The sequence below is a fragment of the Pseudarthrobacter ribosi genome, assembly GCF_055412865.1.
Genome location: NZ_JBVAYZ010000006.1, coordinates 121,536 through 145,560, shown reverse-complemented (window position 1 = coordinate 145,560; position 24,025 = coordinate 121,536). Strand labels below are relative to the sequence as shown.

Sequence of the window (24,025 nt, the reverse complement as noted above, 5' to 3'; positions counted from 1 at the left end):
GGGAATTGGGTGAGGGGATTGGTCGATTTGGATTGGTCGATGGGGCTCAGTTGAGCTGGAACACGGCCTTGGGGCTGGTCTTGTTCGCCAGCCGCGCGGTGAAGACGTAGTACGCGCCCCCCGCCCCCGGTTTCGCCTCAACCGGGGCGCAGCCCTGGACGGTGCGGTTGCGCTGCCAGGGGAAGTTCGCCGTCTCGCTTTGCCCCGGCGCGATGGTTTTAATGAGCTCGGTGGCGTCGGTCTGGCAGTCAGTGGACGAAAAGATCCGGTCCGAGCCGCTGGTAATCAGGAATTCCATCTGCGACGTCCCAATATTGACCTGACACGGCACCTTGTTGCCGTTTGTCACCTTGAGAGTGAGCACCGGGTTCTCGCCGTCCGCGTAGGCGGCCTTGTCCGTGGCGGCCGTAACGGACAGGAGGTTCTGCTGGCAGCCGTTCCCGGTCGGCGTTGCCGAAGGGGAAGGCGTGGTTTCCGGGCTGGCGGCCGGTAACGTTTCCTCGCCCGAGGGGGCCGCTCCCCCGCCGGAATTGGACTGCCCATCAGTGACAACGCTGGAGACGGCGGCGAAACCGCCGAAGGCGAGAGCGATCACGAGCAGCAGGGCAGCGCCTACGAACAGCCGGCGGCGGCGGTGGACGGGGCTGGCCGGTTTCCGCGCAGCTTTGCCCGTGGGCTTGCTGGCGGGCTTGTGCGCAGGCTTGCGCGCCGGTTTCCCGCCCGGGGTTGCTCCGCTGCCGGACCCCGGGCGGGAACCGTGAGTTCCTGAATTGCCTTGCCTGCCCATCCTTCTAGGCTAGAGAACCGCGCCGGGTATGGGGACCTCCCACGCCGCAGGCGGACTGTGGCCCTCGTCTATTACGCTGGATCCCATCAAAGCTCTAACTGATTCCCTCACCGCTCCGGCCGCCGCGCGCCCGGTCGACCTTCCCGCGGCCGCTCCGCTGACCGCCCTCCATGAGGCCCTCGACACCTGGTTCGGGGCCAACGCCCGGGACCTGCCATGGCGGGCGTCGGAATGCACACCGTGGGGCGTGCTGGTCAGCGAGATCATGCTGCAGCAGACACCCGTGGTCCGCGTACTGCCGGTCTGGGAGGAATGGCTGCGGCGCTGGCCCGCGCCTGCCGACCTGGCCCGGGAGCCCGCCGGCGAAGCGGTCCGGGCTTGGGGACGGCTGGGCTATCCGCGGCGGGCACTGCGGCTGCACGCGGCCGCCGTCGCCGTCGGCGCCAGCCACGGCGGAAACGTTCCCGGCACGTACGCGGAACTGCTCGAGCTGCCCGGGGTGGGCAGCTACACCGCGGCGGCCGTCGCCGCCTTCGCCTTCGGGCGCCGCGAAACCGTGGTGGACACCAACATCCGCCGCGTGCAAGCGCGCCTGTTTTCCGGCGCGGCCCTGCCGTCGCCGGCGCTCACCGCCGCGGAGATGCGGCTTGCAGCAAAGGCACTGCCCGACGACGCCAGCCCCTCCGTCCGCTGGAACGCCTCCGTCATGGAGCTGGGCGCGCTGGTGTGCACGGCGCGGTCGCCGAAATGCGGGGAATGCCCGGTCAGCGGCTCCTGCGCCTGGCTCGCAGCCGGGGAGCCGCCGCCGACCTACACGCCGAAGGGACAGGCGTGGCACGGCACGGACCGCCAGGTGCGGGGGGCGGTGATGGCGGTCCTCCGCATCGCCGAGTCGCCGGTGGCCGCGGAGCTGTTCCACCGGGCGCCGGCCGACCTTGGCTTCGAACCGTCCGGGGTCGGCATTCCGCTGGCCGCCCTGCACCGGCTCGGCTGCGCCCCGGAACAGCTGGAACGCGCGCTGGCCGGGCTGCTGAGCGACGGGCTGGCCGAGCTGCATCCCGCGGGGTTCCGGCTGCCCGCCTGATCCTCTCGGGACGCCGGACCCTAGCTCGGCCGCGCTGCCGGAACTACCCTGAAACATGCGCACGTTCGCAGTACTCGTGGGCCTGGGTTGCACCGCGCTGCTGGCCGCCGGGTGCCAGCCCCAGGTGGCGTGCCCGGCCATCGCCCAGGCATCGGTCGTTGCGCTGACGGTGGCCAGCGAGTACGCCGGTTCTGTGAAGACACTCCGGCTCAAGGCCTGCCAGGACGGGCGGTGCACGGAGGCTGACCTTGAGTTGTTCCCGGGCAGCACCACCGTGGATCAGGGCTGCGAACCGGGACCGGACGGCAAGGACCGTCCCTGTTCCGCAACCTCCACGCCGGACGGCACGCTGACCGGGATGCTCATGCTGGATCGGCTCACTGAATCCCCCATCGAGGTGACGGCGGGCGGCACCGGCGCCGGCGGCCTCCCCCTGCCTGTCCGGACCCTGACGTTCTCGCCACGGGTGGCATACCCGTACGGCGAGCAGTGCGGCAGGTTCATCTCAGCCGGACTGCTACTGGATTCGGACGGCCTTCGGGCCGCCTAAACCGCGCGGAGAAAGGCGGACACCGTGAACGCACAGAACATCAGCCGCTGGATCCGGGCCGGGCTGTGGGCACTGCCGGTGTCGTGGCTCGTCACTGCCTGGTCCACGCTGGAGCCGCAGCCGAACCAGGAGAGGGATCCGGATGCCTGGGCGCAGTTTGTCAGCGCCGACACTTACCAGTTCAGCCACCTGTTCGGCAGCACGCTGGGCACAGTCCTGGCGATCTTCGGCGTCTTCGCACTGGGCTGCTGCCTGGCGAACACCCGGGTGGGCGGCCTGGCGCTGGCAGCAATGGTCACCGCCGCCGCCGGCACGGCCCTGCTGCTCGTGCCGGCCGCGATCTCCACCTTCGCCATTCCCGCCATCGGAAGGGCCTACCTGGCCGGAAACAAGGAGGTGATGCAGCTGGAATTCCCGGGGTCCATGACAGGGGCGTTCCTGATTGGCCTCCTGCTCGCCTTCCTCGGCAACATCCTGCTGGGGGTCGCGGTGTGGCGTTCCCATGTTTTGCCGCGCTGGGCCGGGGCGCTCTGGGCGGCCGGAGCCGTCGTGTTCTATCTCCTGGGCGTCGTCCTGGGGCAGGCGACGACGGGGAGCAGCCTGCCGACCCAGGCCGCCGGTGCCCTGCTGATGGCGGTTGCCGGCGGGTGGATCGCCTGGAGCGGATCCCGCCACGCCACCGCCTCACCGGACCTGACCGCGGCCGGTGCGGCCTGAGACCAGACCGCTAGGGTTCGCCGAAGCCCGCCGTGATCAGTCCGCGCAGATAATCCACGGCTTTGCCCGCATCCGGGCCGCTGGCTTCAACGTGCAGGACCGTTCCCTTCGCTGCCGCGAGCATCATGAGTTCGGTCATCGACGCGCCGTCGGCGCCGTTCACGGTCACCTCGGCGTCCATGCCGGACAGCCCGCCGGCAATCTTCGCGGCCGGACGGGCGTGCATGCCGGCCTGGTTGATGAGTTCAAAATCCCCTGTCGCCTCCGGCGGCCGGTGCTCGTGAACGTGCTGCGCGGCGGCCGGGGGCCGGTAGACGGCCTCCGCTGCTTCCTTCACGGCCGCGGAATCCGCCCCGGCCTGCGCGGCCACGGCGGCCGCGACCAGACCTTCGACCAGGGGCGCATCGGCCAGCAGCACGGAGGAGGGGTCCGCCAGGAACTCCACCGCGGACTCGGCCGTCATCACGGCCGAGCCCAGATCCGTCAGGACCACGATGCCGTCGCTGTTGGCATCCCCGGCCTGCTCCAGCGCCGCCATCACGCGCTCGAGGCTGGTGCCGATCCGGCCGTCGTCGGTGCCGCCGGCGGGAAGGATCAGCACGTCGGGCGCCATCTGGGCGGCAAGCTCGGCGGCGCCGTCGGCGATCTTTGCGCTGTGGGAGACGACGACGAGCTTGACCGTCATTCAGCTGCCCCGACGGCTGCGCGCAGGATCAGTGCGCTGGAGACGGCGCCCGGGTCCCGGTGGCCGATGCTGCGCTCCCCCAGGTAGCTGGCTCGTCCCTTGCGGGCGAGCATCGGGTCGGTGGAGACGGCCCCGGCCTCTGCCGCCTCCGCGGCGGCCACCAGGACCTTGAGCACATCGCTGTCACCGGCCGCGGCAGCGGCCGCGTCCACCGCCGGGGTCCAGGCATCAACCATCGTCTTGTCGCCCGGTTCCGCCTTCCCGCGGGCCACGATCCCGTCCCTGGCGGCCTGGAAGGCTGAGGCGAGCGTGGCGGCGTCGACGTCGGATGCCTCGCCCAGCGCCGTGCCCGCCCGGAGGAACGCCGTGCCGTAGAGCGGGCCGGCGGCCCCGCCGACCTTCGACATCAGGGTCATAGCGGTCAGCTTCAGGGCCGCCCCGGCGGTTTCCGGCGGCGCCTCGGCAATCTTCACCATCACCGCCTTGAAGCCGCGGTCCATGTTCTCGCCGTGGTCCGAATCCCCGATCGGCCGGTCCAGCTCGATGAGTTCCTCCCGGTGCTCCGCCATGGCCTGGGCCGAGAGGGTCAGCCACCGCAGGGCCCAGTTGACGTCCAGCCCCACGGTCAGGCGCCCCAGCGGAGGGCCGGCGTGTGGACGGGTGCATCCCAGAGGGCCGTCATTTCATCGTCGAGTCGCAGGACGGTTAGGGAACAGCCCTGCATTTCGAGCGAGGTGATGTAGTTGCCCACAAGTGACCGTGCGACGGTGACGCCTTGAGCGGCCAACTGCTGCGCGGCGCGGCGGTAGACGATATAGAGCTCGCTCTGCGGGGTGCCGCCCATGCCGTTGACGAACAGGAGGACTTTGTCCCCGGACGCCAGGCCGAGGTCGCTGACCACCGGTTCGAGCAGTCGGTCGGTGATGCCGTCGGCGTTTTCCATCGGGATGCGGTGCCGGCCGGGCTCGCCGTGGATGCCGATGCCGATCTCGATTTCGTTTTCCTCCAGTACAAAGCTGGGCGACCCGGCATGCGGGACGGTGCAGGCGGTCAGCGCGACGCCCATGCTGCGCACGTTTTGATTGACCCGGTCGCCGATGGCTGCGACGGCGTCGAGGTTATCCCCGCGCTCGGCGGCGGCACCGGCGATTTTTTCCACCAGCACGGTTCCGCCCACGCCGCGCCGTCCGGCCGTGTACAGCGAGTCCTGCACGGCCACGTCGTCGTTGACCAGCACGGTGCGGACCTCAACGCCTTCGGCCTGGGAAAGCTCCGCCGCGGTCTCAAAGTTGAGGACGTCGCCCGTGTAGTTCTTCACGATGTGCACGACGCCGGCGCCTGAGTTGACGGCGAGCGTCGCCGGAAGGATCTGGTCGGGTGTCGGCGAGGTGAACACGGCGCCCGGGACGGCGGCATCGAGCATACCCAGGCCGACGTAACCGCCGTGCAGGGGCTCGTGCCCGCTGCCGCCGCCGGCGACCAGCCCGACTTTACCTGCCACCGGCGCGTCTTTGCGCACGATGTACTTGGGGTCCGCAAAGACGGTGACGAGGTCGGCATGGGCTAGCCCGAAGCCCTCCACTGACTCGTCAACCACGGCGCGGGGATCATTGATGAGCTTCTTCATGGCGTGCTCCCTGGATGGTGTCCTGGCTGCTTGGTTAGACCCTACTACCGGGCCCCTTCCAGCGGTAGGCTCCTGGTTTCGCATCCCCCGGCGCGGAATCGGGCTGCTGCCGGACGGCCGCTTTCCCCTGATCCGCGGGTGCCTCAGCTTGGTTTGTCCGCCCACAGCGGGAAGTTCGGCCAGGCGTCGCTGCCCAGCCAGGAGAACGGCGGCGCGTTGAGCCGTCCCTGATCGGTTCCGGGTGCCGGCCCGGGGCCGGATTCAAGGTCCGGGCGACTACCTGGCGCCGGACTCTCGGCAGAGTCGTCCCCGGTGTCCGGATCCGTGGTATGCCGGGCCCCGGCCCCGCCGGGGATCGACATTTGGAATGCAGAGAAATCTGGAAAAGTCACGCGATCGTGCAATTTCTTGCCTCCGGATGTCGGGTGGTCCACCCCCTGGACCGGGCTCAGTTTATCCATCAAATTGATAGATGGGAAGACCGTGCCCCTGGCGCCCCCTGCGGGCACCGTTTTACAGGGTTTTGATCATCCGGGTATTGCCGAGCGTGTTGGGCTTCACCCGGGCGAGGTCGAGGAACTCGGCAACGCCCTCATCGTGCGAGCGGAGCAACTCCGAATACACGACGGGGTCGACGGCGGTCTGGTCGGCCATGACCTCGAAGCCGTGCTTTTTGAAGAAGTCCACCTCGAAGGTCAGGCAGAAGACGCGGGAGACCCCCAGCGCCTTGGCGTCCTCCAGCAGGCGCTCGACCAGCAGGTGGCCCACGCCTTTCCCGCGCCAGGCATCCGAAGCCGTGAGGGTGCGCACTTCGGCGAGGTCCTCCCACATAACGTGCAGCGCCCCGCAGCCGATCACCTCGCCGTCCGGTGACTCGGCGATCCGGAACTCCTGCAGGCTTTCGTAGTAGGCCACGGTTTCCTTGGCCATGAGGACCCGCTGCTCGGCCAGTGGCGCCACGAGCGTCTTGATCGCCCCGACGTCGCTCGTGCGGGCAGGGCGGATGCGGATTGTCTCAGTCACAGCCCAATCTTACGGGGACCACTTACCCTTGGTCCTGAAAATGGCGCCGAACGCACCAGCCGCCGAGCCGGCCGACGGCGGCCTACAGGCCCAGTTCGGCGGGCACCGGCAGATCCTTGTCCAGCAGGTTCCTGGCGAGGAAGTGCTCGACCACGCCGTACCAGACCTTGGCATGCTGCGGCTGCAGGATCCAGTGGTTCTCGTCCGGGAAATAGAGGAAACGGTGCTCGGTCTCGCCGTTCTCGTCGGCGGCGAGCCGGGACTTGGAGAGGAGCTCGTACCAGAGCCGCAGGCCCTCACCGATCGGGACGCGGTAGTCCTTGTCGCCGTGGATGACGAGCATGGGGGTGCTGATGTTCTCCACGTGCAGGTGCGGGGAGTTCTCCAGCGCCATCTGGGCTGTCATCTCCTTGAGCCAGTATTGCGCGGCGTCCGTGGTGGGGCCGAACTGGTCCAGAGCCCAGAGGCTGGCGTGAGTGACGATTGCCTTGAACCGGTCCGTGTGGCCGGCCACCCAGTTGGCCATGTAGCCGCCAAAGGAGCCTCCCATGGCGGCGGTGCGGGTCTCGTCGATGTCCGGCCGCTGCACCACGGCGTCGGTGATGGCCATCAGGTCGGTGAACGGGGCCCTGCCCCAGGCGCCCCAGCCGCGCTGGATGTGGTGCTGGCCGTAACCGGTGGAGAGCGCCGGGTCCGGCAGCAGAACGGCGTAGCCCCGGGCCACGAGCAGCCAGGGGTTCCAGCGCCATGTCCAGGCGTTCCAGGACCCGAGCGGGCCGCCATGGATCCATAGCAGCAGGGGCGCTGGGCTGCCGGCCGAGGCGCCGTCAGGGAGCGCCAGGTACGCCGGAACGCGGGTGCCGTCTGCCGCCGTCGTCTCCACCCGCTCCAACCAGCCCTGGTAATGCGGGCGCTCAGCAGGGGCAGGGAGCCGGACGGTGTCGCCGCCGGCGAGGTCGATGCGCACCGCTTCCGGCGGGAATTCGTAAGAGCTGCGCAGCGCATAGGCAGTGCGGCCGTCCGGAGCCAACACAACGTCGGTGTAGGCGGCGGTGTCGGCGGTCAGGCGGGTGATCTGGCCGGCGTCGCCTCCGCTTACGCTGACCCGGAAGACCGGCGAGGCGCCGTCCTCGTCGGCGGTGACGAGCAGGGCCGATCCGTCCGGGAGCCAGGCGGCCGGGCGCGGCCAGCGGTCCCAACCGTGCGCCAGCGGCACCAGCGTGGCCTCGCCTGCCGTACCAGCTGCGGATGCCGGGCCGGAGACGTCGAGCAGATGCAGCCTGACCTGCGGGGCCGCCTCGGGCGTGGTGTCGCTCTCGCTGAGCACCACAAGGGTGCGGTTGTCGGGGCTTACCGGACCGGGGAAGTAGCTCATTCCCTCGGTGTCCAGCAGGACGGTCCGGGTGCCGCTGGACACATCGATCCCGACGAGGACGGACCGTGAATTCGCTCGCGCGAGCGGCTTTGCGAAGCTGCTGTAAATGGTCTTGCCGTCCGGACTGACGACTGACTCTGCATCGCGAAGGCCGGCACCGGCGTCGGGCGTCAGGTTCCGGAGCTGCAGCGGCGCGGTGGCGTCGACGGTTGTGGGCTTGCCCGGTTCCTGTTCCTCGCCGGGTTCGACGGCGAAGAGCCTCGGCTGGGCGGGCCCCAGATCGGCGTCCCAGTAGCGCACCGGATAGCCGCTGTGCAGGATGGCGGCGACCTTGTTGTCCTTGCGCGCCGTGCGGCGTTCCTCGTCGTCGTCCTCGTCCGTGGACCCTGCCAGCACGGCGGCGCTGACGAAAAGGGCGCCCGTGTCCTTCGCGGCCAGGAGCGTGCTGACTCCACCCGCCCGGGTGAGCACGACGCGGGCCTCGCCGCCGTCCGCCGGCAGCACCCACAGGGCTTTGACCGGGTCCGCTTCGGGGGATTCCGGGTCCGGGCGCGCTGAGCTGAAGTACAGCTCGCCGCTGGCGGCGAACACGGCGCCGGCCTCGCCCTTGGCGCTGCGGGTGATGCGGCGGGCCTGCTTCTGCCCGGCCGGATCCAGTTCCCACAGGGCAGTGCCGTATTCGGTGCCCTTGGCGTTCAGCGAGGCCACGGTGGTGACGAGCCGCCTGCCATCCGGGCTCAACGCCAGTCCCGCCACCCTCGGAATCGCGAGGTAATGGTCCAGGTCGTGGAAGGGTGTGTCGGGTTTTTCGCCCAGGGTCTCTGCATCGGGGGAAGCCATGCACCGATTCAACACCCCCTATGCCCTGGATCACACCAATTTCACCGAGAGTGAAACGGTACTTTCAGACCCGGCGGCGGCGCAGGCGCAAAAGGCCCCGCCTTCCTTTTCGGGAAGTCGGGGCCTTCGAGCCGATGCCTAGACGCTCGGAGCGATCTCCGGGATGCGCGGCTTCGTGTTGCCTGCGAAGGTGAACTTGGCGTCGTCGCCTTCGCCGTCCACATCCACTACAACAATGTCGCCGGCGTGGATTTCGCCGAAGAGGATCTTCTCGGAGAGCTGGTCCTCGATCTCGCGCTGGATGGTCCGGCGCAGCGGCCGGGCACCCATGGCGGGATCGTAGCCGCGGGTTGCGAGCAGGATCTTGGCCGCCGGCGTGAGCTCGATGCCCATGTCCTTGTCCTTGAGGCGCTTCTCCAGCCGGCCGACGAACATGTCCACGATCTCGATGATCTCGTCCTGGGTCAGCTGCGGGAAGACCACAACGTCGTCAACACGGTTCAGGAACTCGGGACGGAAGTGCTGCTTGAGCTCCTCCGTGACGCGGGCCCGCATCCGGTTGTAGCCGGTCTGCGTGTCCGTGCCGGACTGGAAGCCGGTGGCAACACTCTTGGAGATATCCCGGGTGCCGAGGTTGGTGGTCATGATGATCACGGTGTTCTTGAAGTCCACCACGCGGCCCTGGGAATCGGTCAGGCGGCCGTCTTCCAGGATCTGCAGCAGCGAGTTGAAGAGGTCGGCGTGCGCCTTCTCCACTTCGTCGAACAGGACCACGGAGAACGGACGACGGCGGACCTTCTCGGTCAGCTGTCCGCCTTCCTCGTAGCCCACGTAGCCCGGAGGGGCACCGAAGAGACGCGACACCGTGTGCTTCTCCGAGTACTCGGACATGTCCAGGGTGATCAGGGCGTCTTCCTCGCCGAAGAGGAATTCGGCCAGGGCCTTGGCGAGCTCGGTCTTGCCGACGCCGGTGGGGCCGGCGAAGATGAACGAACCGCCCGGACGCTTCGGGTCCTTCAGGCCTGCACGGGTGCGGCGGATCGCCTGGGACAGGGACCTGATGGCCTCGTTCTGGCCGACTACCCGCTTGTGCAGCTCGTCTTCCATCTTCAGCAGTCGCGAGGATTCTTCCTCGGTCAGCTTGAAGACCGGGATCCCGGTGGAATTCGCCAGAACTTCAGCGATCAGGTCCTCATCAACTTCGGAGATGTCGTCCATGCCGCCGGTCTTCCACTGGCGTTCCTTCTCGGCACGCTCGGCAATGAGCTTTTGCTCCTTGTCGCGCAGCGAGGCGGCACCTTCGAAGTCCTGCGCGTCTATCGCGGATTCCTTCTCCAGCTTCATGGCGGCGATCTTCTCGTCCATGATCTTGAGCTCCGGCGGGGCCGTCATCCGGCGGATGCGCAGCCGTGCACCGGCCTCATCGATCAGGTCGATCGCCTTGTCCGGCAGGAAGCGGTCCGAGATGTAGCGCTCGGAAAGACTCGCTGCCGAGGCGAGGGCGCCGTCGGTGATGGTGACCCGGTGGTGGGCCTCGTACCGGTCGCGAAGGCCCTTGAGGATCTCGATCGCGTGCGCGACAGAGGGCTCCTTGACCTGGATCGGCTGGAAACGGCGTTCCAGCGCGGCGTCCTTCTCGATGTGCTTGCGGTACTCGTCCAGCGTGGTGGCACCGATGGTCTGGAGCTCGCCGCGGGCCAGCATGGGCTTCAGGATCGAGGCCGCATCGATGGCTCCCTCGGCGGCACCGGCACCCACCAGGGTGTGGATCTCGTCGATGAAGAGGATGATGTCGCCGCGGGTGCGGATTTCCTTGAGCACCTTCTTGAGGCGCTCTTCGAAGTCACCGCGGTAGCGGGAGCCGGCCACGAGGGACCCGAGGTCCAGCGTGTACAGCTGCTTGTCCTTGATGGTCTCAGGAACATCGCCGCGGACAATCGCCTGGGCGAGGCCTTCGACGACGGCGGTCTTGCCGACGCCGGGCTCACCGATCAGCACGGGGTTGTTCTTGGTGCGGCGCGACAGGACCTGCATGACGCGTTCCATTTCGGATTCACGCCCGATGACAGGGTCCAGCTTGTTCTCGCGCGCGGCCTGGGTCAGGTTGCGGCCGAACTGATCCAGGACGACGGAACCGGCAGGAGTGCCCTCGGCCTGGCCCGGACCAACACCGGCTCCGGTGGATTCCTTGCCCTGGTAGCCCGAGAGCAGCTGGATGACCTGCTGGCGGACGCGGTTGAGGTCCGCACCGAGCTTGACCAGCACTTGGGCGGCAACACCTTCACCCTCGCGGATGAGGCCGAGCAGGATGTGCTCCGTGCCGATGTAGTTGTGTCCCAACTGCAGGGCCTCGCGGAGCGAGAGTTCCAAGACCTTTTTGGCGCGGGGGGTGAAGGGGATGTGTCCGGACGGGGCCTGCTGGCCCTGGCCGATGATCTCCTGTACCTGCTCGCGGACGCCGTCGAGCGAAATGCTCAAGGACTCAAGGGCTTTGGCAGCAACACCTTCACCTTCATGGATCAGACCCAAGAGGATGTGTTCGGTACCAATGTAATTGTGGTTCAGCATGCGTGCCTCTTCTTGGGCAAGCACAACTACGCGACGGGCACGGTCCGTAAATCGCTCAAACATTTCGCCACACTCCTAGCTACGACGTACTTTGATGCTACGTGGCCGGGTTCAAGATTTGGGGCTTGTTCGCCACAGGGGAAACCGGGACGCCGCCGCCGCGTCACATCGGGGCGCAAACGGCGCCCCGCCGGACGTCCGACAGGCCCGCCGGACGGGCGGCAGCAACGGCGGAGGGCCCGACGGCGGCCAGCTCTCCCGCGCGATGGCGGCTCCTTGGCGACGACATCAGCGTCCGAACCCACATACGACAAAGCCCCCGACCCAAGCGGGGGCAGAGTCATCGTTATTGCGCCGCAGCGCTGTGTCCAACGTCGTCGCGGGGTCTTGCCTTGACGGCTAGGAATTCGCCTTTTGGTAGGCTTCCTGAATTTCCGCCTGAATACGTCCGCGGCTGTTTACCGCATAGCCGTTATCTCGGGCCCATTGCCGGATCTGGGCGGAGTCCTGGTTCCGGCCGGATGAAATTTTGGTGCGGGTTGCGCGGCCGCTTGACGTCTTGCGTGCGTGGCCTACAAACCGCTCAACAGCAGACCGCAGTTCTGAGGCATTCTCCGATGACAGGTCGATTTCGTAACTGACGCCGTCGAGTCCGAACCGAACGGTCTCGTCCGCGGATCCGCCATCTAGGTCATCAACAAGGATGATTTTTACTTTCTGTGCCATTAAGACTCTCTTTTCCAAAAGGGATGAGTATTTACGAAAAGCAGGATCTATCTGCTTAAAAGTATCCTCCGCTTTATGGCAACGAGTCAAAGCGAAAAAGAGTTTCCGAAGGAAAACCCAAGGTCGAATAGCTCGCTATTAGTTCAGGCCGTTGGAATGGCCGCGGTGGCGGAGCGTATCGGGCGCCTGGGCCTTTTCGTCAGCTTCCGCCTGGGCCCGAGCTTCGGCCTGGCGTTCGGATTTGTCCGCATTGAAAATCGATTTCATGGCGAACCAGAAAATCAGGCCGACGACCACGGAGGGAAGCAAGACGGCGATGTACTCCATGGTCAGTGTCCTTCGGGCTTCAGCAGCGGGAACAATATTGTCTCGCGGATGCCGACGCCGGTGAAGAGCATAACGAGCCGGTCGATGCCCAGCCCGATACCACCCATCGGCGGGGCCCCGTACTCCAGGGCACGCAGGAAGTCCTCGTCCAGCTGCATGGCCTCCACATCGCCGGCGGCGGAGCGGCGTGACTGCTCGGTGAGCCGTTCGCGCTGGATCACCGGGTCAATGAGCTCCGAGAACGCCGTACCGCGCTCCATGCCGCCAATGATGAGGTCCCACGCCTCGATCAGCCGGCCGTCCTCGCGGTGCTGGCGGGCCAGCGGCTGGGCGGAAGGCGGGTAGTCGTAGACGAAGGTCGGGTTCAACAGCGTCGGTTCGACGAGTTCGCCGAAGAGTTCCACCACGAGCTTTTCGGCATCCCAGTTGGCATCGACCTTGACCTCGTGCTTGGCGGCGAGTGCCAGCAGATCCGACGCCGGAGTCTCCGGCGTGATTTCCTGGCCCACGGTTTCGGAGAGCCCCGGGTAAACCGCCAGCCAGGCCCAGTCGCCGTCGAGGTTGATCTCCCCGGCCTCGGTCTGCAGGACCCGGCCCACGCCGGCGGCATCGGCGGCGTCGAGGATGAGTTCCTTGATCCGGTCCGCCATGACGAACTGGTCGGCCCAGGCCTCGTAGCTTTCCAGGGTGGTGAACTCCGGGCTGTGGGTGGAGTCCACGCCCTCGTTGCGGAAGACGCGGCCCATGTCGTAGACGCGGTCGATCCCGCCCACGACCGTGCGCTTGAGGTACAGCTCGGTGGCGATCCGCAGCGTCATCTTCTGGTCGAACGCGTTCATGTGCGTCTCGAACGGACGAGCCGTGGCGCCGCCGTGGACCAGCTGCAGCATCGGGGTTTCCACCTCGACGTAGCCCTGGCGGTGCAGGGTCTCGCGGATGGAGCGGGTGATCGCGGCGCGGGTGTAGACCATTTCGCGGGCTTCGTCGCGGACAATGAGGTCCACGTAGCGCTGGCGGACCCGGGTCTCCTCGTTGAGCTCGGCGTGCAGCACGGGCAGCGGGCGCAGCGCCTTGGACGCCATCGACCAGGATTCGGCCATGACGGAGAGCTCGCCGCGCCGTGAGGAGATGACCTCGCCCTTGATGAAGACGTGGTCGCCCAGGTCCACGAGGGCCTTCCAGTCGGCGAGCGCATCCTCGCCGATGTTGGCCAGGCTAAGCATGACCTGCAGCCGGACGGCCTTGCCGTCCACGCCGCCCTCCTGGAGCGTGGCGAAGCAGAGCTTGCCGGTGTTGCGGATGAAGACGATGCGGCCGGTCACCCCGACGACGTCGCCGGTGGTTTCGTCGGCCTGGAGGTGCGCGTACTTCTCCCGGATCTCACCCAGGGAATGGGTGCGCTCAACACCGACCGGATACGCCTCGACGCCGCGCTCGATCAGCTTGGCGCGCTTCTCCATGCGGATGCGCGTCTGCTCGCTGGCTTCATGGGAATCGGCGGCGGTATTCGGGGCGGAGGTGTTTTGGGAAGTCACAATCCCCAAGTTTACCGGGGATTGTGCCCGGGGCGGTCCCTCACGGCTATGGCCTGCTGCGGAATAGACTCAGGGCTGTGGAGACGCGGATTATCAGCACCGACGACGGCGAGGGGCGCCTCGAACTGCACTCCTTCCGTCCGGCTCCCGGCCTGCCGCCCGGCCCGGGCATCGTCATCGTGCACGGCACGGCGTTGACCGACGCGCTGTACCGCCCGTTCGCGCGGAACATCAGCCGCCTGTTGGGCCGACCTGTGCATTGCTACAACCGGCGCGGGCGCGCAGGGTCCTCCCCGCAACCGGCCAGCTACTCGGTGGCCATGGAGGTCGGTGATCTGGCTGCCGTGATGCGGGAAACGGGATCGAGCGACGTGGTGGCACACAGCTATGGCGGCTTCTTGGCCCTCCAGGCGGCACGGACGCTGCCGATCCGCAGGATGGTGACCTATGACGCGGCTGTATCCCTCTCCGGGAACCTCACCCACCGCTGGCGGCCCGAGCTGGAGCGTTCGATTGCTGCCGGGCAACTCGACGACGCCTGGGCCCACCTGGTCCAAGGCATTGAGGTCGGCGGGCCCGTGTCCAAGCTCCCGCTCGGCGCGCTGCGATTGCTCAGCATCCTCTCCGCACGGACCCCCAAGGGCGCCGAGATGCGCAGGCTGCTGCCCACCGCCGTCGCGGAGATGCGGGCAGTGCTGGACGCCGACGCCGAGCTGGCCGACTTCGCGGCCGTCACGATCCCCACCCTGATGCTGAGCGGGAGCTGGAGCCCGGAGTACTTCACCGAAACGAGCCGGCAACTCGCCGCCGCCATCCCTTCCATCGAGTTCGCCGTGTTGCCGGGTCAGCTCCACGAAAGCCCGCTCCGGCCCGGAATCCGGCTGCCCCGGGCCGCTGCGCGGTTCCTCCTTGCCGACGAAGGGAGCCTGCACCGCCTCCCGGCGCGCAGGCGGCGGCTCAAGCTGGGCCGCTGAGCGGCGCGCCTTTACAATCGGTGGGCGACCCTTTCGAAAGGACCCCCTTGGCCAAGCTCTACTTCCGCTACGGCGCGATGAACTCAGGCAAGTCAACGGGGCTGCTGCAGGCCGCCTTCAACTATGAGGAACGCGGCCAGCGGGTCCTGCTGGCCAAACCGGATGTCGACACCAAGGGCGACGCCGACGTCGTGTCCCGCCTGGGCATGACCCGGTCGGTGGACTTCCTGATCCCGGCCGGGGCGTCCGCCCGGGAGCTGTTCACCGCCCACGCCCACGGGGACGACCCCGACGCCCTGCTGGAGCACGTGGACACCCAGCCGGTGGCCTGCCTGCTGGTGGACGAGGCGCAGTTCCTCGAACCGGCCCAGGTGGACGACCTCTTCCGGATCGCCGTCCTGGACAACGTTCCCGTGCTGGCCTACGGCATCCGCACCGACTTCCGCACCCGGGCGTTCCCGGGTTCGCTGCGGCTGCTGGAAATCGCGCACACGCTCGAGGAACTCAAGACCATCTGCCGCTGCGGCCGCAAGGCCATCTTCAACACCCGCCGGGCCGGAGACCGGGTGGTGTTCGACGGCGACCAGGTCGCGATCGACGGCCAGGACGTCTGGTACGAGTCGCTGTGCGGCTCCTGTTACCTCGACGTTTCCGGCGGGCGGCTGGGCGGCTAGGCCGCTGGGCCCGGCGCCCTACTGCGCCGTAGCTGCAGCCTCGGCTAGGCTCTGACCATGACCCGCGAGAACATTAGAACCCCCGACGGCGGAACGATCGAGCTTTTCAGCACGGGTGCCGAGCTGACCTCGGCGGGCTCCGGCGTCGTCGTTGTTGCGGCCTCCATGGTGACCGCCGCCGACTACACCCGCTTCGCCCAGAAGCTCAGCGCGTCCCTCGGGCGCCCGGTGCACACCTTCAACCGGCGCGGCCGCGGCTCCTCCTCCCCGCAGCCGGAGGATTACACCCTCGACGTGGACATCAAGGACCTCGCCGCGGTGATGAAGCACACCGCCAGCACGGACGTTTTCGGGCACAGCTTCGGCGGCGCGGTGGCGCTGCACGCCGCCCGCACCCTGCCGGTGGAGCGCCTCGCCGTGTACGACCCGGCCGTCTCCGTGAATCACAGCGTCACCGCGGACTGGACCACCGAATACGAAAAGGCGACGGCGGCCGGCGACGACGACCGCGCCCTCGCCGTCCTGCTCCGGGGCCTCGAGACCGGTAGCGCCCTGTCCCGGATGCCGCTGTCGATGCTGACGCTGGCGAACAAACTGGCCGCCGGCACCCCGCTCGGCAAGCAGATGCGCGAGCTGATGAAGACCGGGGTCCGGGAGATCAAGGCCATCATCGCCGCCGACATGCCGGCGGAGCCGTTCCTGGAGCTGCCGCTGGAGACGCTGATAATTGTCGGCGAGAAGAGCCCGGCGTACTTCGGTGTGGCCTGCGCCCAGATCCACGAGGTGCTCTCCGGCTCCAGCTACACGATCCTGCCGGGCATGGGCCACGACGGCGTCAACAAGGCACCGGACAAGCTCATCTCCGCACTCAGCGAGTTCTTCGCCAGCTAACCACCCCACCGCAGCACAGCAACGCGGGGTCATTGAGCGTCCCTTCCGGCCCGCCGGATGGGCGCTTAGTGACCCCGCGTTGGTTTAAGCAGGTCGGGATCGGGTTAGTGGGGGGCGGGAGCGGGGTGGTCCGCTGCGGCGGTCTTGCGCATCAGTGCGGACAGGACGACGGCGGCGACGGCGATGACCGACGCCGTGAGGAACGCCGCGTGCATGCCCGCGACGATTCCCGCGCTGGCGGACACCACCGCGTAGATCGAGACGAGCAGCGCCGTTCCGGCGGCACCGGCGACCTGCTGCAGGGTGCTCATGATGGCCGAGCCGTGGGAGTACAGGTGCGGCGGCAGCGGGTTCAGCCCGGTGGTGAACGCCGGGGTGAAGATCAGGGCCAGTCCCAGGCTGAGGCCCACGTGCAGGGCGATGATCCACCCGACCGGCGTGCCCGCGTCGAGCAGGGAGAACTGGAACAGCGCCACCACGAGCAGGGACGAGCCGGTGACAGTGAGCGGCAGCGGGCCGACCTTGTCGAAGAGCCGCCCGATGAACGGGCCCAGGAGGCCCATCGCGAGTCCTCCGGGCAGCAGGGTCAGCCCGGTTTCCAGCGACGTCAGACCGCGGACCTCCTGCAGGTACAACGGCAGGAGGATTACGGCGCCGAACAGGGCGATCATGGCCACGACGAGCAGCAGCACGGACACCGTGAACATCCGGAAGGTGAATGCCCGCAGGTCCAGCAGGGGTGCCGCGGACTGCTGCAGCCGCAGCTGGCGGAGAACAAACGCCACCATGGCAATGGCGCCGACGGCCAGGGCAATGACGGCGGGCGAGCCGGGGCCGGACTCGCCGCCGCCGATCTGGCTCAGGCCGTAGACGATCCCGCCGAACGCGGGAACGGTCAGCAGTACGGACGCGACGTCGAGCCGGGTCTTTTCCGTTTCACCGATGTTGGTCAGGAACCGGGCCCCGATGGCGAACGCGGCGAGGGCGACCGGCAGGACGAAGACGAACATAAAGCGCCAGGAGAAGTGCTCAAGGATCAGCCCGGACACCGTGGGGCCCATGGCCGGCGCCACCGAGATGGCGATGCTCACGTTGCCCATCACGAAGCCGCGGCGTGCCACGGGGACCAGGGTGAGGATGGTGGTCATCAGCAGGGGGAGCATGATGGCCGTGCCCGCGGCCTGGACGATCCGTGCGAGCAGGAGAATCTCAAATCCGGGCGCCAGCGCCGCGAGCAGCGTGCCGCCGGAGAACAGGCCCATGGCCAGCATAAAAACGGCGCGGGTGGACAGCCGCTGCAGGATGAAGCCCGTCGTGGGGATCACGATGGCCATCGTGAGCATAAATCCGGTCGACAGCCACTGCACGGTGGGCGCGGTGACGCCGAGATCCACCATCAGGCGCTGCAGTGCGACGTTCATGATGGTTTCGTTCAGGATCACCACGAAGGTGGCCACCAGCAAGGTGGCGATGACGGTGACCGATTCCCGGGACATCTTTGCCGGCGGTGCGGCAGCCTCCGCGGCGGCCGGGGCCTGCGCGGGATCGCCGGCGGGCTTTGAAGAGACGTCAGTAGACATAGGGATTTCCCTCAGGGTGTTTCGAAGTGGGGTCGGCGAGCATCGTCGCTACATCAGGTGCCAACCTGCGATGCGCCCCGGTAATTCCCGGCGGCGGAGATATTTTCCGGCGGCCCGCCGGGCCGCAGCGCATGGTGCCCACGAGGTGCCCGGCAGGACCTTTTGCCCTACTCCGGGAGCGCCCGGCGGCGTTCCCTGAGAGCAGGGCGCTCCGCCGTTCAGGCCCAGCGCTGCCCTCAGCGCATGTTCAGAGGAGTTTTCGATGGGCCACATCCAGCACAGCATCCAGATCGACGCCCCCGTGAACCGGGTCACGGGGATCGCCACCAATCCCCACCATTGGGCCTCCTGGTGGGTGAATCTCAGCGAGGCCAAAAATGTGGACGGCGACGGCACCGCCGGAACCGTCGTCAAGCACAACTACCTGATGGCCGGCGTGCCGTTCCCGGTCACCACCCGCGTCGTCGAGTACCTGCCGACCGGGTCAGGGGGGAAGCACGTGCGTATCGAATTCGAAGGGCCGCTGAAAGGCTGGCAGACCTGGGACTACGAGCCCCAACTTAACGGCACCCGGGTCTCCGTGGAGATCGAATACAACGTTCCCGGCGCCGCGATCGGGAAATTCGCCGACCGCTTGCTCGTGGAACGGCTGCAGGAACGGGCCGGGGAACAGACCCTGGAGAACCTCAAGCTCATGGCCGAGAGCGGAACTGGCTAGGAATCCAGCGGGACGTTGTCGATCAGCCGGACCGGGCCGACCGTCGCCGCGATGATCGCCAGCCCCTCGCCGCGGAACGGGGTGTCCCGGCAGTTCTCGGCCAGCGGGTCCAGGGTGCGGGGATCCACCACCTCGAAGTAGTCCAGGTCCACGAGCGGCTGGGACTCCACGAGGGCCCGCGCGGACTCAAGATCCAGGGGCTGGTGGGCGTTGGCCCGTTCCTCGACCAGCCGCAGCGCCCGCGAGAGCACCAGCGCCGCCTCGCGTTCCTCGGCGGAGAGGAAGCGGTTGCGGCTGGACAGCGCCAGGCCGTCCGCGGAGCGCACGATCGGCACGGGGACGATCTCCACCGGGAAGTTCAGATCCGCCACCATGCGCTGGACCAGGGCCAACTGCTGGGCATCCTTCTGGCCGAAGTAGGCCCGGTAGGCCGGCAGCTCTGGTCCCGCCGCCGCGCCGGGCGTCCCGAAGTGCAGCAGCTTGGCCACCACGGTCAGGGCGCCGTCGAAGTGCCCGGGGCGGGACGCGCCCTCCCACTTCTCGGCCACCGGGCCCGCGCTGATCCGGACGCGGGGTGCCCCGCCGGGGTAGACCTCGTCCACGTCCGGGGCGAACACCAGGTCCACGCCCACGGCGTCCAGCAGCGCCAGGTCCGCCTCCAGGGTCCGCGGGTAGCGCTCCAGGTCCACGGCCTCGCCAAACTGCAGCGGATTCACGAAAATGCTCACCACCACCACGTCGTTCTGTTCGACGGCGGTGCGCGCCAGCTCGGCGTGCCCCTCATGCAGGGCGCCCATGGTGGGCACCAGGCCCTGCGAAGTGCCGCCCTTCTCCTGGAGCAGGCGGGCGCTTTCGGTCCGGAGCCGGGCAGCCGTGGTCACGAGTTGGATCGCCAAGTTAGGGACCTTCCTTAGGTTTGCGGGCCGTCGAGGTCCGGGCCCTCGAGTGCCTGCGTGATGTCGCCGAGTTGCTCCGGCTTCAGCAGTCCCCGGCGTCCTGCCCGGCGGGCGGTCGCCCGGGCCATGGCCAGGTACGCCTCCAGAATATCGCCGTCCGCGCCGGCGTCGTGCTCCCGCAGGGACTCGGCGTGCGCGGCAACGGTGCCCACGTCGCCGCGGGCCACCGGCCCGGTGAGGGCCGATTCGCCCGAGGCGAGCGCGTTCTCCAGGGTCGCCCGCAGCAGCGGTCCCAGCATGCGTTCGGGGGCCTCGACGCCGACTTCCCGGAGCAGCTGCGAGGCCTGCGCCACCAGGGTGACGAGGTGGTTTGAGCCGTGCGCCAGGGCCGCGTGGTAGAGCGTGCGGTCGGCCTCGGCGATCGCGACGGGCTCCGCGCCCATCTCCACGACGAGGGCCTGGGCAATGGGCAGCATCGCGGCGTCCGCTGTGACGCCGAACGTGCAGTCCAGCAGCCGGGTCAGGTCCAGGCTCATCCCGGTGAAGGTCATCGCGGGGTGCAGCGCCAGTGGGATGGCGCCGGCGGCGCGGACAGGATGCAGGATCCCGACGCCGAAGCGGCCGGAGGTGTGTGCGACGAGCTGGCCGGCCTGCCAGGCGCCGAGCTTCGCCAGGCCCTCGATGAGCGGGCCGAGCGCGTCGTCGGGGACGGCCAGGAGCACGAGTTCGGCGCGCTCGACGATGTCCTGCACGTCCAGCACCGGGACACCCGGAAGCAGGGTCTCCGCGCGTTCGCGGCTGGCGTCCGAGACCGCGGAAACCCCGATGATGGCGTGCTCCGCGCCGCGCAGCGCCGCCCCCAGGACGGCGCCGACCTTGCCGGCGCCGATAATTCCGATGCCGAGTCGTCCTGGTTTAGCCATGCTGAGAGTCTTCCTGACTGTTGGGTTCTTCGGTGTGGGAGGTTCCAGCCACGAGCGGGCGGACCTGGTCCAGCCAGTGCTCGCTGGTCTGGCGTTTGCGCGCGGCCCGGGCCCGGGCCGCCTGTGCATCCAGCAGTGCCCGGCCCTCGTCGAGGCCCGCCTGGATCAGCCGCGGGGACACCGGCCCCGGGGTGGTGTGCAGCACCAGGTCCGCCACCCGGAAGCGCCGGGCCAGGGGGCCCTGCTCCAGGGCCATGGACTGGGTCCGCTGGTGCGGGACGACGACGAGGTGCCGCCACCAGCGGCCCGAGCGGATCAGCAGAGCCGTGTCGGTGGCGGTGAAGCCGTTGCGGCGCCAGCCCAGCGGGGCCAGCAGCCGGGCCCGCCGCGGGGTGGTGACGAAGCCGCCGTCGTACGTCCCGGAGCCCGACGCCTCGGCAGGAACGCCCGCCGGTCCCTCCGCGGACGCGGCAGGGGCGAGTCCGTTGACGCCGGCGGTGAAGAGCCGCACCGGGTCCGTGGTGCCCGGATCGGGCAGGACCAGGGAGAGCATGGTGAGCACATCGGGGAAGGTCCCCACCGGCAGGAGCGTGGCCCGGGAGGAGGCCTCGCCGTTGCTTTCCGCGGCGCCGTAGCCGGCCACGTTGACCTGGATCCGGTACCAGCCCAAGATCCGCCACAGCGGCGGCTGGCTGACCCTCAGGGCCTGGATCCGCCCCGGCGGCAGGGTCTGCGCCTGGGTGTCCAGCAGCCCGTAGCGCAGCCGGATGCCGTCCGGGGAAATGGCCGCGGTGAAGTTGTAGCCCCTGTTGATGGCGTTCCAGTAGGCGGCCACCATGCCCAGCGCGGCCGGGATCAGGAACAAATAGAAGCTGCGGTTCTCGGTGGCGGCGGAGAGCACCACGGAGGCCAGCCCGCCGACGACGACCACCACGCTCTGCTCGCTCAGCAGCAGGGACCCGATGAGGCGCCCGGGCGGGACGGTGAGCACGGCGTGCTCCGGGGCCTCCGCCGCGACGGCCCCTGGCTGCGCGGGGTCCGGCACGACGCCGGCGGCGCTGGCCAGGATCGCGGCCCGGAGCTGCCGCGCCTCGTCCATGCGAAGGTACGCGAGCCGCACCGCGGACTCCCCGGCGTCGGCGACCTCGAACTTGAGCTCGGCCAGCCCGAAGATCCGCGCGAGCAGCGGCTGCACGATGTCGATCGCCTGGACCCGGTCCAGCCGGGCCTGCCGCTGCTGTTTGAAGAGGAACCCGGTGTTGATCCGGACATAGCCCTCCGCCACCTGGTAGCGGGTGAAGTACCAGCTCAGGGCGAAGCCCACCCCGGTGAGCAGCAGCAGCACGCCGCCGCCGAACAGCAGCCACGGAGCCCGGCCTGCGAACTGCTCATCGACGAGGGGGCCGCCCTGGAGCATTCGCTCGAAGGTGTCCCGGAAGAAGAAGAAGACAATGGCGGCCAGCGCCACCCAGCCGCGCACGAACGGTGAGGCCGGGTGCACGCGCAGCCACGCGCCGTCGGGCGTTCCCGCGTCGGCGCCGGCGGACGCCTCCGGGGCCGCGTCCGGCTTCACTGAGTTCCCCTAACGGAGGACCTCACAGCGGGCCCGTCACAGTCCGGCCAGCCGGGCTTCACCACGGGCGGAGAGCTGCTCGCGGAGCCGCGCGCCCTCCGCGGCGGGCAGGCCCGGGATTTCCGCGTTGGTGCCGGCGGAGGCGGTGTGCAGTTTCAGCGTGCACAGGCCCAGGCCGCGTTCCACCGGTCCGGCGCCGATGTCCACGTACTGCATCCGGCCGTAGGGGACCACGAGCGTGCGCTGGAAGAAGATGCCGCGGCGGACGAGCAGGTCATCCTCACGCTCGGCGTAGCCGATGGCGCGCACCTGGCGGGGAATGAGCAGGAGCCGCCACAGGGCCAGGACCAGCATCACGGCCGGGAGGGCGACGGCCAGCCAGCGCGGGAAGTTCTCCCACCGGCCGTTGGCGATAAGGATCAGGGGAACGCACAGCAGCGCCACGACGACGAGGTTGGCCAGCGCCCAGCTGGCGAGCCGCACCCTGACGTATTTCGGCGAGACGCGCAGCCACGTGATGCCCGGGGGGTCAATCGCCTCGGTACGCATATTCGCCTTCCGATTTGGGTTTGCGCTTGTCCTGGAGGCCCGGGGCCGATTCGCCCTCTCCGTCCTCGGGCGGTACCCGGCAGAACCGTTCCACCATCAGGCCGACCCCGACCATAGCCAGGCCGCCGCCGGCCATGGCCAGGGCCTGCCAGGCGAGGGTCTGGTCGCTGCGCAGGTTCCAGAGGCGCAGCTGGTCAACGAAGATCCCGGCGTGCCAGCCCAGCAGCACACTGCCGGTGTAGGCGCAGGCCTGGGCGAGGACGAGGGTCCAGGCGGCCAGGATCGGGTTGAGCATTTTCTTCTTTTTGCCGTTCCGCCAGCGCAGCACCCGGATGCCCAGCACGAGGGTGAGCACCATGATCACGCCCATCGTGATGAGTCCGTTGAGCGGCAGCACGGGGGTGTTCAGTCCGTAGCGGGTGGTCAGCAGGGCGGCGAGCCAGCCCAGGATCCCGACGGCCACGCTGATCAGGAGCAGCAGCAGCGGGCTGGTCAGCTTCATCACTCGACCGCTCCGGCCACGCCGTGGAGGTTTTCGAAACCATCGAAGGGCACGAGGTCGGCGAAGTCGGCGGCCTTGGCGGCGAGCTCGCCGACGCGTTCGCCGTTGAGCTCGGCGGCAGGGTCGATCAGCGACCACGGGTAGAGCACGAATGCCCGCTCCGCTGCGCGCGGGTGGGGCAGGGTCAGCTCCGGGTCGGAGCTGGCCAGTTCCCCGTACGTGATGATGTCGACATCGAGGGTGCGCGGGCCCCAGTGCACGTCGCGGACGCGGAGGTGTTTCTGCTCCACCGCGTGGCAATGCCGCAGCAGCTCAAGGGGCGCCAGCGTGGTCTCCACGGCGATCACCATGTTGAGGAAGTCCGGCTGGCCTTCCGGCCCGCCGACGGCCTTGGTCTGCACGATCGGCGAGATGGCCAGGAGGCGGACCTCCGGCGGGTCGACGATGTCCGCGACGGCCGCCGAAAGTGTGTCGCTGCGCGCCCCCAGGTTGCTGCCGAGCGCCAGCACGGCCCGGGTGTAGTTCATGGCTGTTCCCGCCGGGTCCGCCGGACGCTGACGGAGACGTCGCCGAATTCGACTTCGATCGGGGCCTTGGGCTTGTGCACGGTGATGTCCACGGCGGCGACAGGGAACTTTGACAGCACGTCCTCGGCGATCCGCACGGCCAGGGCCTCGATCAGGTTCAGCGGCTCCCCCGTGATCCAACCCCGGATGCATTCGGCCACTTCACCGTAGTGCGCAGTGTCGAGCACGTCATCAGAGGCGGCGGCGCTGCTGAAGTCCAGGTGGAGTACGGCATCGACGACGAACGGCTGGCCGTTGCGCCGCTCGAAATCCAACACCCCGTGGTGGCCGACGGCGGTGACGCCGCTCAGCGTGATCTGGTCCATGGTGGCCTG

Annotated in this window: 25 protein-coding genes; 7 read left to right on the top strand and 18 right to left on the bottom strand. The window is 68.5% G+C overall.

Annotation, left to right across the window (positions count from 1 at the left end; all coding sequences use genetic code 11):
• Window positions 1–46: 46 nt before the first annotated feature.
• A complete protein-coding gene (locus ACZYZ5_RS08565; RefSeq protein ID WP_463900930.1) occupies window positions 47–787 on the bottom strand; it encodes a hypothetical protein in 741 nt (246 codons plus the stop codon).
• A gap of 28 nt (window positions 788–815) precedes the next feature.
• Between ACZYZ5_RS08565 and ACZYZ5_RS08560 the strand changes: the two genes are divergently transcribed.
• From ACZYZ5_RS08560 to ACZYZ5_RS08550, 3 genes are read left to right on the top strand one after another with little or no spacing between them, the layout of a single operon-like run.
• A complete protein-coding gene (locus ACZYZ5_RS08560) occupies window positions 816–1,871 on the top strand; it encodes an iron-sulfur binding domain-containing protein (RefSeq protein ID WP_498049643.1) in 1,056 nt (351 codons plus the stop codon).
• Between the two features lie 55 nt (window positions 1,872–1,926).
• Window positions 1,927–2,421: a hypothetical protein gene (locus ACZYZ5_RS08555; protein ID WP_463900928.1), complete on the top strand. Its 495-nt coding sequence runs from the start codon at window positions 1,927–1,929 to the stop codon at window positions 2,419–2,421.
• 24 nt (window positions 2,422–2,445) lie between these two features.
• The gene (locus tag ACZYZ5_RS08550) at window positions 2,446–3,138 is read left to right on the top strand and encodes a hypothetical protein (RefSeq protein ID WP_463900927.1); all 693 of its coding nucleotides are present in this window, start codon (window positions 2,446–2,448) and stop codon (window positions 3,136–3,138) included.
• 10 nt (window positions 3,139–3,148) lie between these two features.
• Here ACZYZ5_RS08550 and dhaM read toward each other — a convergent pair whose 3' ends face one another.
• The 9 genes from dhaM to lysS all read right to left on the bottom strand — a co-directional run bounded on the left by dhaM (window position 3,149) and on the right by lysS (window position 13,844).
• Entirely contained in the window at window positions 3,149–3,823 is a 675-nt protein-coding gene (gene dhaM / locus ACZYZ5_RS08545) for a dihydroxyacetone kinase phosphoryl donor subunit DhaM (RefSeq protein WP_463900926.1), read from the bottom strand.
• On the bottom strand, window positions 3,820–4,446 hold the full coding sequence (gene dhaL, locus ACZYZ5_RS08540; RefSeq protein ID WP_463900924.1) for a dihydroxyacetone kinase subunit DhaL: 627 nt from the start codon (window positions 4,444–4,446) through the stop codon (window positions 3,820–3,822). The genes dhaM and dhaL overlap by 4 nt, the downstream gene beginning before the upstream one ends.
• 2 nt (window positions 4,447–4,448) lie before the next feature.
• Complete coding sequence (dhaK, locus tag ACZYZ5_RS08535) at window positions 4,449–5,450, bottom strand: dihydroxyacetone kinase subunit DhaK (RefSeq protein WP_463900923.1); 1,002 nt, start codon at window positions 5,448–5,450, stop codon at window positions 4,449–4,451.
• 513 nt (window positions 5,451–5,963) lie between these two features.
• The gene (locus ACZYZ5_RS08530) at window positions 5,964–6,473 is read right to left on the bottom strand and encodes an amino-acid N-acetyltransferase (RefSeq protein ID WP_463900921.1); all 510 of its coding nucleotides are present in this window, start codon (window positions 6,471–6,473) and stop codon (window positions 5,964–5,966) included.
• Between the two features lie 82 nt (window positions 6,474–6,555).
• On the bottom strand, window positions 6,556–8,688 hold the full coding sequence (locus ACZYZ5_RS08525; protein ID WP_463900919.1) for a S9 family peptidase: 2,133 nt from the start codon (window positions 8,686–8,688) through the stop codon (window positions 6,556–6,558).
• A 138-nt stretch (window positions 8,689–8,826) separates the two neighbouring features.
• Window positions 8,827–11,319, bottom strand: a complete 2,493-nt coding sequence (locus ACZYZ5_RS08520; protein ID WP_463900917.1) for an ATP-dependent Clp protease ATP-binding subunit — start codon at window positions 11,317–11,319, stop codon at window positions 8,827–8,829.
• 336 nt (window positions 11,320–11,655) lie between these two features.
• The gene (locus ACZYZ5_RS08515) at window positions 11,656–11,982 is read right to left on the bottom strand and encodes a histone-like nucleoid-structuring protein Lsr2 (protein WP_463900916.1); all 327 of its coding nucleotides are present in this window, start codon (window positions 11,980–11,982) and stop codon (window positions 11,656–11,658) included.
• 138 nt (window positions 11,983–12,120) lie between these two features.
• The gene (locus tag ACZYZ5_RS08510) at window positions 12,121–12,309 is read right to left on the bottom strand and encodes a hypothetical protein (protein ID WP_463900914.1); all 189 of its coding nucleotides are present in this window, start codon (window positions 12,307–12,309) and stop codon (window positions 12,121–12,123) included.
• A 2-nt stretch (window positions 12,310–12,311) separates the two neighbouring features.
• The gene (gene lysS, locus ACZYZ5_RS08505; protein ID WP_463900912.1) at window positions 12,312–13,844 is read right to left on the bottom strand and encodes a lysine--tRNA ligase; all 1,533 of its coding nucleotides are present in this window, start codon (window positions 13,842–13,844) and stop codon (window positions 12,312–12,314) included.
• A 77-nt stretch (window positions 13,845–13,921) separates the two neighbouring features.
• Between lysS and ACZYZ5_RS08500 the strand changes: the two genes are divergently transcribed.
• From ACZYZ5_RS08500 to ACZYZ5_RS08490, 3 genes are read left to right on the top strand one after another with little or no spacing between them, the layout of a single operon-like run.
• Window positions 13,922–14,818: an alpha/beta fold hydrolase gene (locus ACZYZ5_RS08500; RefSeq protein WP_463900910.1), complete on the top strand. Its 897-nt coding sequence runs from the start codon at window positions 13,922–13,924 to the stop codon at window positions 14,816–14,818.
• A gap of 47 nt (window positions 14,819–14,865) precedes the next feature.
• The gene (locus tag ACZYZ5_RS08495; protein WP_463900909.1) at window positions 14,866–15,492 is read left to right on the top strand and encodes a thymidine kinase; all 627 of its coding nucleotides are present in this window, start codon (window positions 14,866–14,868) and stop codon (window positions 15,490–15,492) included.
• A gap of 57 nt (window positions 15,493–15,549) precedes the next feature.
• Window positions 15,550–16,383: an alpha/beta fold hydrolase gene (locus tag ACZYZ5_RS08490; RefSeq protein WP_463900907.1), complete on the top strand. Its 834-nt coding sequence runs from the start codon at window positions 15,550–15,552 to the stop codon at window positions 16,381–16,383.
• A 104-nt stretch (window positions 16,384–16,487) separates the two neighbouring features.
• On the opposite strand, the gene ACZYZ5_RS08485 is transcribed toward ACZYZ5_RS08490, so the two are convergent.
• Window positions 16,488–17,963 carry a DHA2 family efflux MFS transporter permease subunit gene (locus ACZYZ5_RS08485; protein WP_463900906.1) on the bottom strand — a complete coding sequence of 492 codons (1,476 nt, stop codon included), beginning with the start codon at window positions 17,961–17,963 and terminating at the stop codon, window positions 16,488–16,490.
• Window positions 17,964–18,225: 262 nt separating this feature from the next.
• Here ACZYZ5_RS08485 and ACZYZ5_RS08480 point away from each other — a divergent pair, with 262 nt between their 5' ends.
• The gene (locus tag ACZYZ5_RS08480; protein ID WP_463900904.1) at window positions 18,226–18,681 is read left to right on the top strand and encodes an SRPBCC family protein; all 456 of its coding nucleotides are present in this window, start codon (window positions 18,226–18,228) and stop codon (window positions 18,679–18,681) included.
• On the opposite strand, the gene panC is transcribed toward ACZYZ5_RS08480, so the two are convergent.
• From panC to folB, 7 genes are read right to left on the bottom strand one after another with little or no spacing between them, the layout of a single operon-like run.
• Window positions 18,678–19,577, bottom strand: a complete 900-nt coding sequence (gene panC, locus ACZYZ5_RS08475; RefSeq protein WP_463900902.1) for a pantoate--beta-alanine ligase — start codon at window positions 19,575–19,577, stop codon at window positions 18,678–18,680. The genes ACZYZ5_RS08480 and panC overlap by 4 nt on opposite strands.
• A gap of 14 nt (window positions 19,578–19,591) precedes the next feature.
• Window positions 19,592–20,500 (bottom strand): Rossmann-like and DUF2520 domain-containing protein, encoded by a 909-nt coding sequence (locus ACZYZ5_RS08470; RefSeq protein WP_463900901.1) that lies wholly within the window; start codon window positions 20,498–20,500, stop codon window positions 19,592–19,594.
• Window positions 20,493–22,073 carry a PH domain-containing protein gene (locus ACZYZ5_RS08465; protein ID WP_463900900.1) on the bottom strand — a complete coding sequence of 527 codons (1,581 nt, stop codon included), beginning with the start codon at window positions 22,071–22,073 and terminating at the stop codon, window positions 20,493–20,495. Before ACZYZ5_RS08465 ends, ACZYZ5_RS08470 begins: the two co-directional genes overlap by 8 nt.
• 36 nt (window positions 22,074–22,109) lie before the next feature.
• Window positions 22,110–22,622 carry a PH domain-containing protein gene (locus ACZYZ5_RS08460; protein ID WP_463900899.1) on the bottom strand — a complete coding sequence of 171 codons (513 nt, stop codon included), beginning with the start codon at window positions 22,620–22,622 and terminating at the stop codon, window positions 22,110–22,112.
• Window positions 22,603–23,124 (bottom strand): DUF3180 domain-containing protein, encoded by a 522-nt coding sequence (locus ACZYZ5_RS08455; RefSeq protein ID WP_463901110.1) that lies wholly within the window; start codon window positions 23,122–23,124, stop codon window positions 22,603–22,605. Before ACZYZ5_RS08455 ends, ACZYZ5_RS08460 begins: the two co-directional genes overlap by 20 nt.
• Window positions 23,124–23,651: a 2-amino-4-hydroxy-6-hydroxymethyldihydropteridine diphosphokinase gene (folK, locus tag ACZYZ5_RS08450; protein WP_463900897.1), complete on the bottom strand. Its 528-nt coding sequence runs from the start codon at window positions 23,649–23,651 to the stop codon at window positions 23,124–23,126. Before folK ends, ACZYZ5_RS08455 begins: the two co-directional genes overlap by 1 nt.
• Window positions 23,648–24,016, bottom strand: a complete 369-nt coding sequence (gene folB, locus ACZYZ5_RS08445) for a dihydroneopterin aldolase (protein ID WP_463900895.1) — start codon at window positions 24,014–24,016, stop codon at window positions 23,648–23,650. The genes folK and folB overlap by 4 nt, the downstream gene beginning before the upstream one ends.
• Window positions 24,017–24,025 lie beyond the last annotated feature (9 nt).

Excerpts from the sequence above, each read along its gene's own strand:
- ACZYZ5_RS08565 (WP_463900930.1), bottom strand. The coding sequence starts at position 787 with ATGGGCAGGCAAGGCAATTCAGGAACTCACGGTTCCCGCCCGGGGTCC.
- ACZYZ5_RS08560 (WP_498049643.1), top strand. The coding sequence starts at position 816 with ATGGGGACCTCCCACGCCGCAGGCGGACTGTGGCCCTCGTCTATTACG.
- ACZYZ5_RS08555 (WP_463900928.1), top strand. The coding sequence starts at position 1,927 with ATGCGCACGTTCGCAGTACTCGTGGGCCTGGGTTGCACCGCGCTGCTG.
- dhaM (WP_463900926.1), bottom strand. The coding sequence starts at position 3,823 with ATGACGGTCAAGCTCGTCGTCGTCTCCCACAGCGCAAAGATCGCCGAC.
- dhaK (WP_463900923.1), bottom strand. The coding sequence starts at position 5,450 with ATGAAGAAGCTCATCAATGATCCCCGCGCCGTGGTTGACGAGTCAGTG.
- ACZYZ5_RS08525 (WP_463900919.1), bottom strand. The coding sequence starts at position 8,688 with ATGGCTTCCCCCGATGCAGAGACCCTGGGCGAAAAACCCGACACACCC.
- ACZYZ5_RS08520 (WP_463900917.1), bottom strand. The coding sequence starts at position 11,319 with ATGTTTGAGCGATTTACGGACCGTGCCCGTCGCGTAGTTGTGCTTGCC.
- ACZYZ5_RS08515 (WP_463900916.1), bottom strand. The coding sequence starts at position 11,982 with ATGGCACAGAAAGTAAAAATCATCCTTGTTGATGACCTAGATGGCGGA.
- ACZYZ5_RS08510 (WP_463900914.1), bottom strand. The coding sequence starts at position 12,309 with ATGGAGTACATCGCCGTCTTGCTTCCCTCCGTGGTCGTCGGCCTGATT.
- ACZYZ5_RS08490 (WP_463900907.1), top strand. The coding sequence starts at position 15,550 with ATGACCCGCGAGAACATTAGAACCCCCGACGGCGGAACGATCGAGCTT.
- ACZYZ5_RS08485 (WP_463900906.1), bottom strand. The coding sequence starts at position 17,963 with ATGTCTACTGACGTCTCTTCAAAGCCCGCCGGCGATCCCGCGCAGGCC.
- ACZYZ5_RS08480 (WP_463900904.1), top strand. The coding sequence starts at position 18,226 with ATGGGCCACATCCAGCACAGCATCCAGATCGACGCCCCCGTGAACCGG.
- ACZYZ5_RS08470 (WP_463900901.1), bottom strand. The coding sequence starts at position 20,500 with ATGGCTAAACCAGGACGACTCGGCATCGGAATTATCGGCGCCGGCAAG.
- ACZYZ5_RS08460 (WP_463900899.1), bottom strand. The coding sequence starts at position 22,622 with ATGCGTACCGAGGCGATTGACCCCCCGGGCATCACGTGGCTGCGCGTC.
- ACZYZ5_RS08455 (WP_463901110.1), bottom strand. The coding sequence starts at position 23,124 with ATGAAGCTGACCAGCCCGCTGCTGCTGCTCCTGATCAGCGTGGCCGTC.
- folK (WP_463900897.1), bottom strand. The coding sequence starts at position 23,651 with ATGAACTACACCCGGGCCGTGCTGGCGCTCGGCAGCAACCTGGGGGCG.
- folB (WP_463900895.1), bottom strand. The coding sequence starts at position 24,016 with ATGGACCAGATCACGCTGAGCGGCGTCACCGCCGTCGGCCACCACGGG.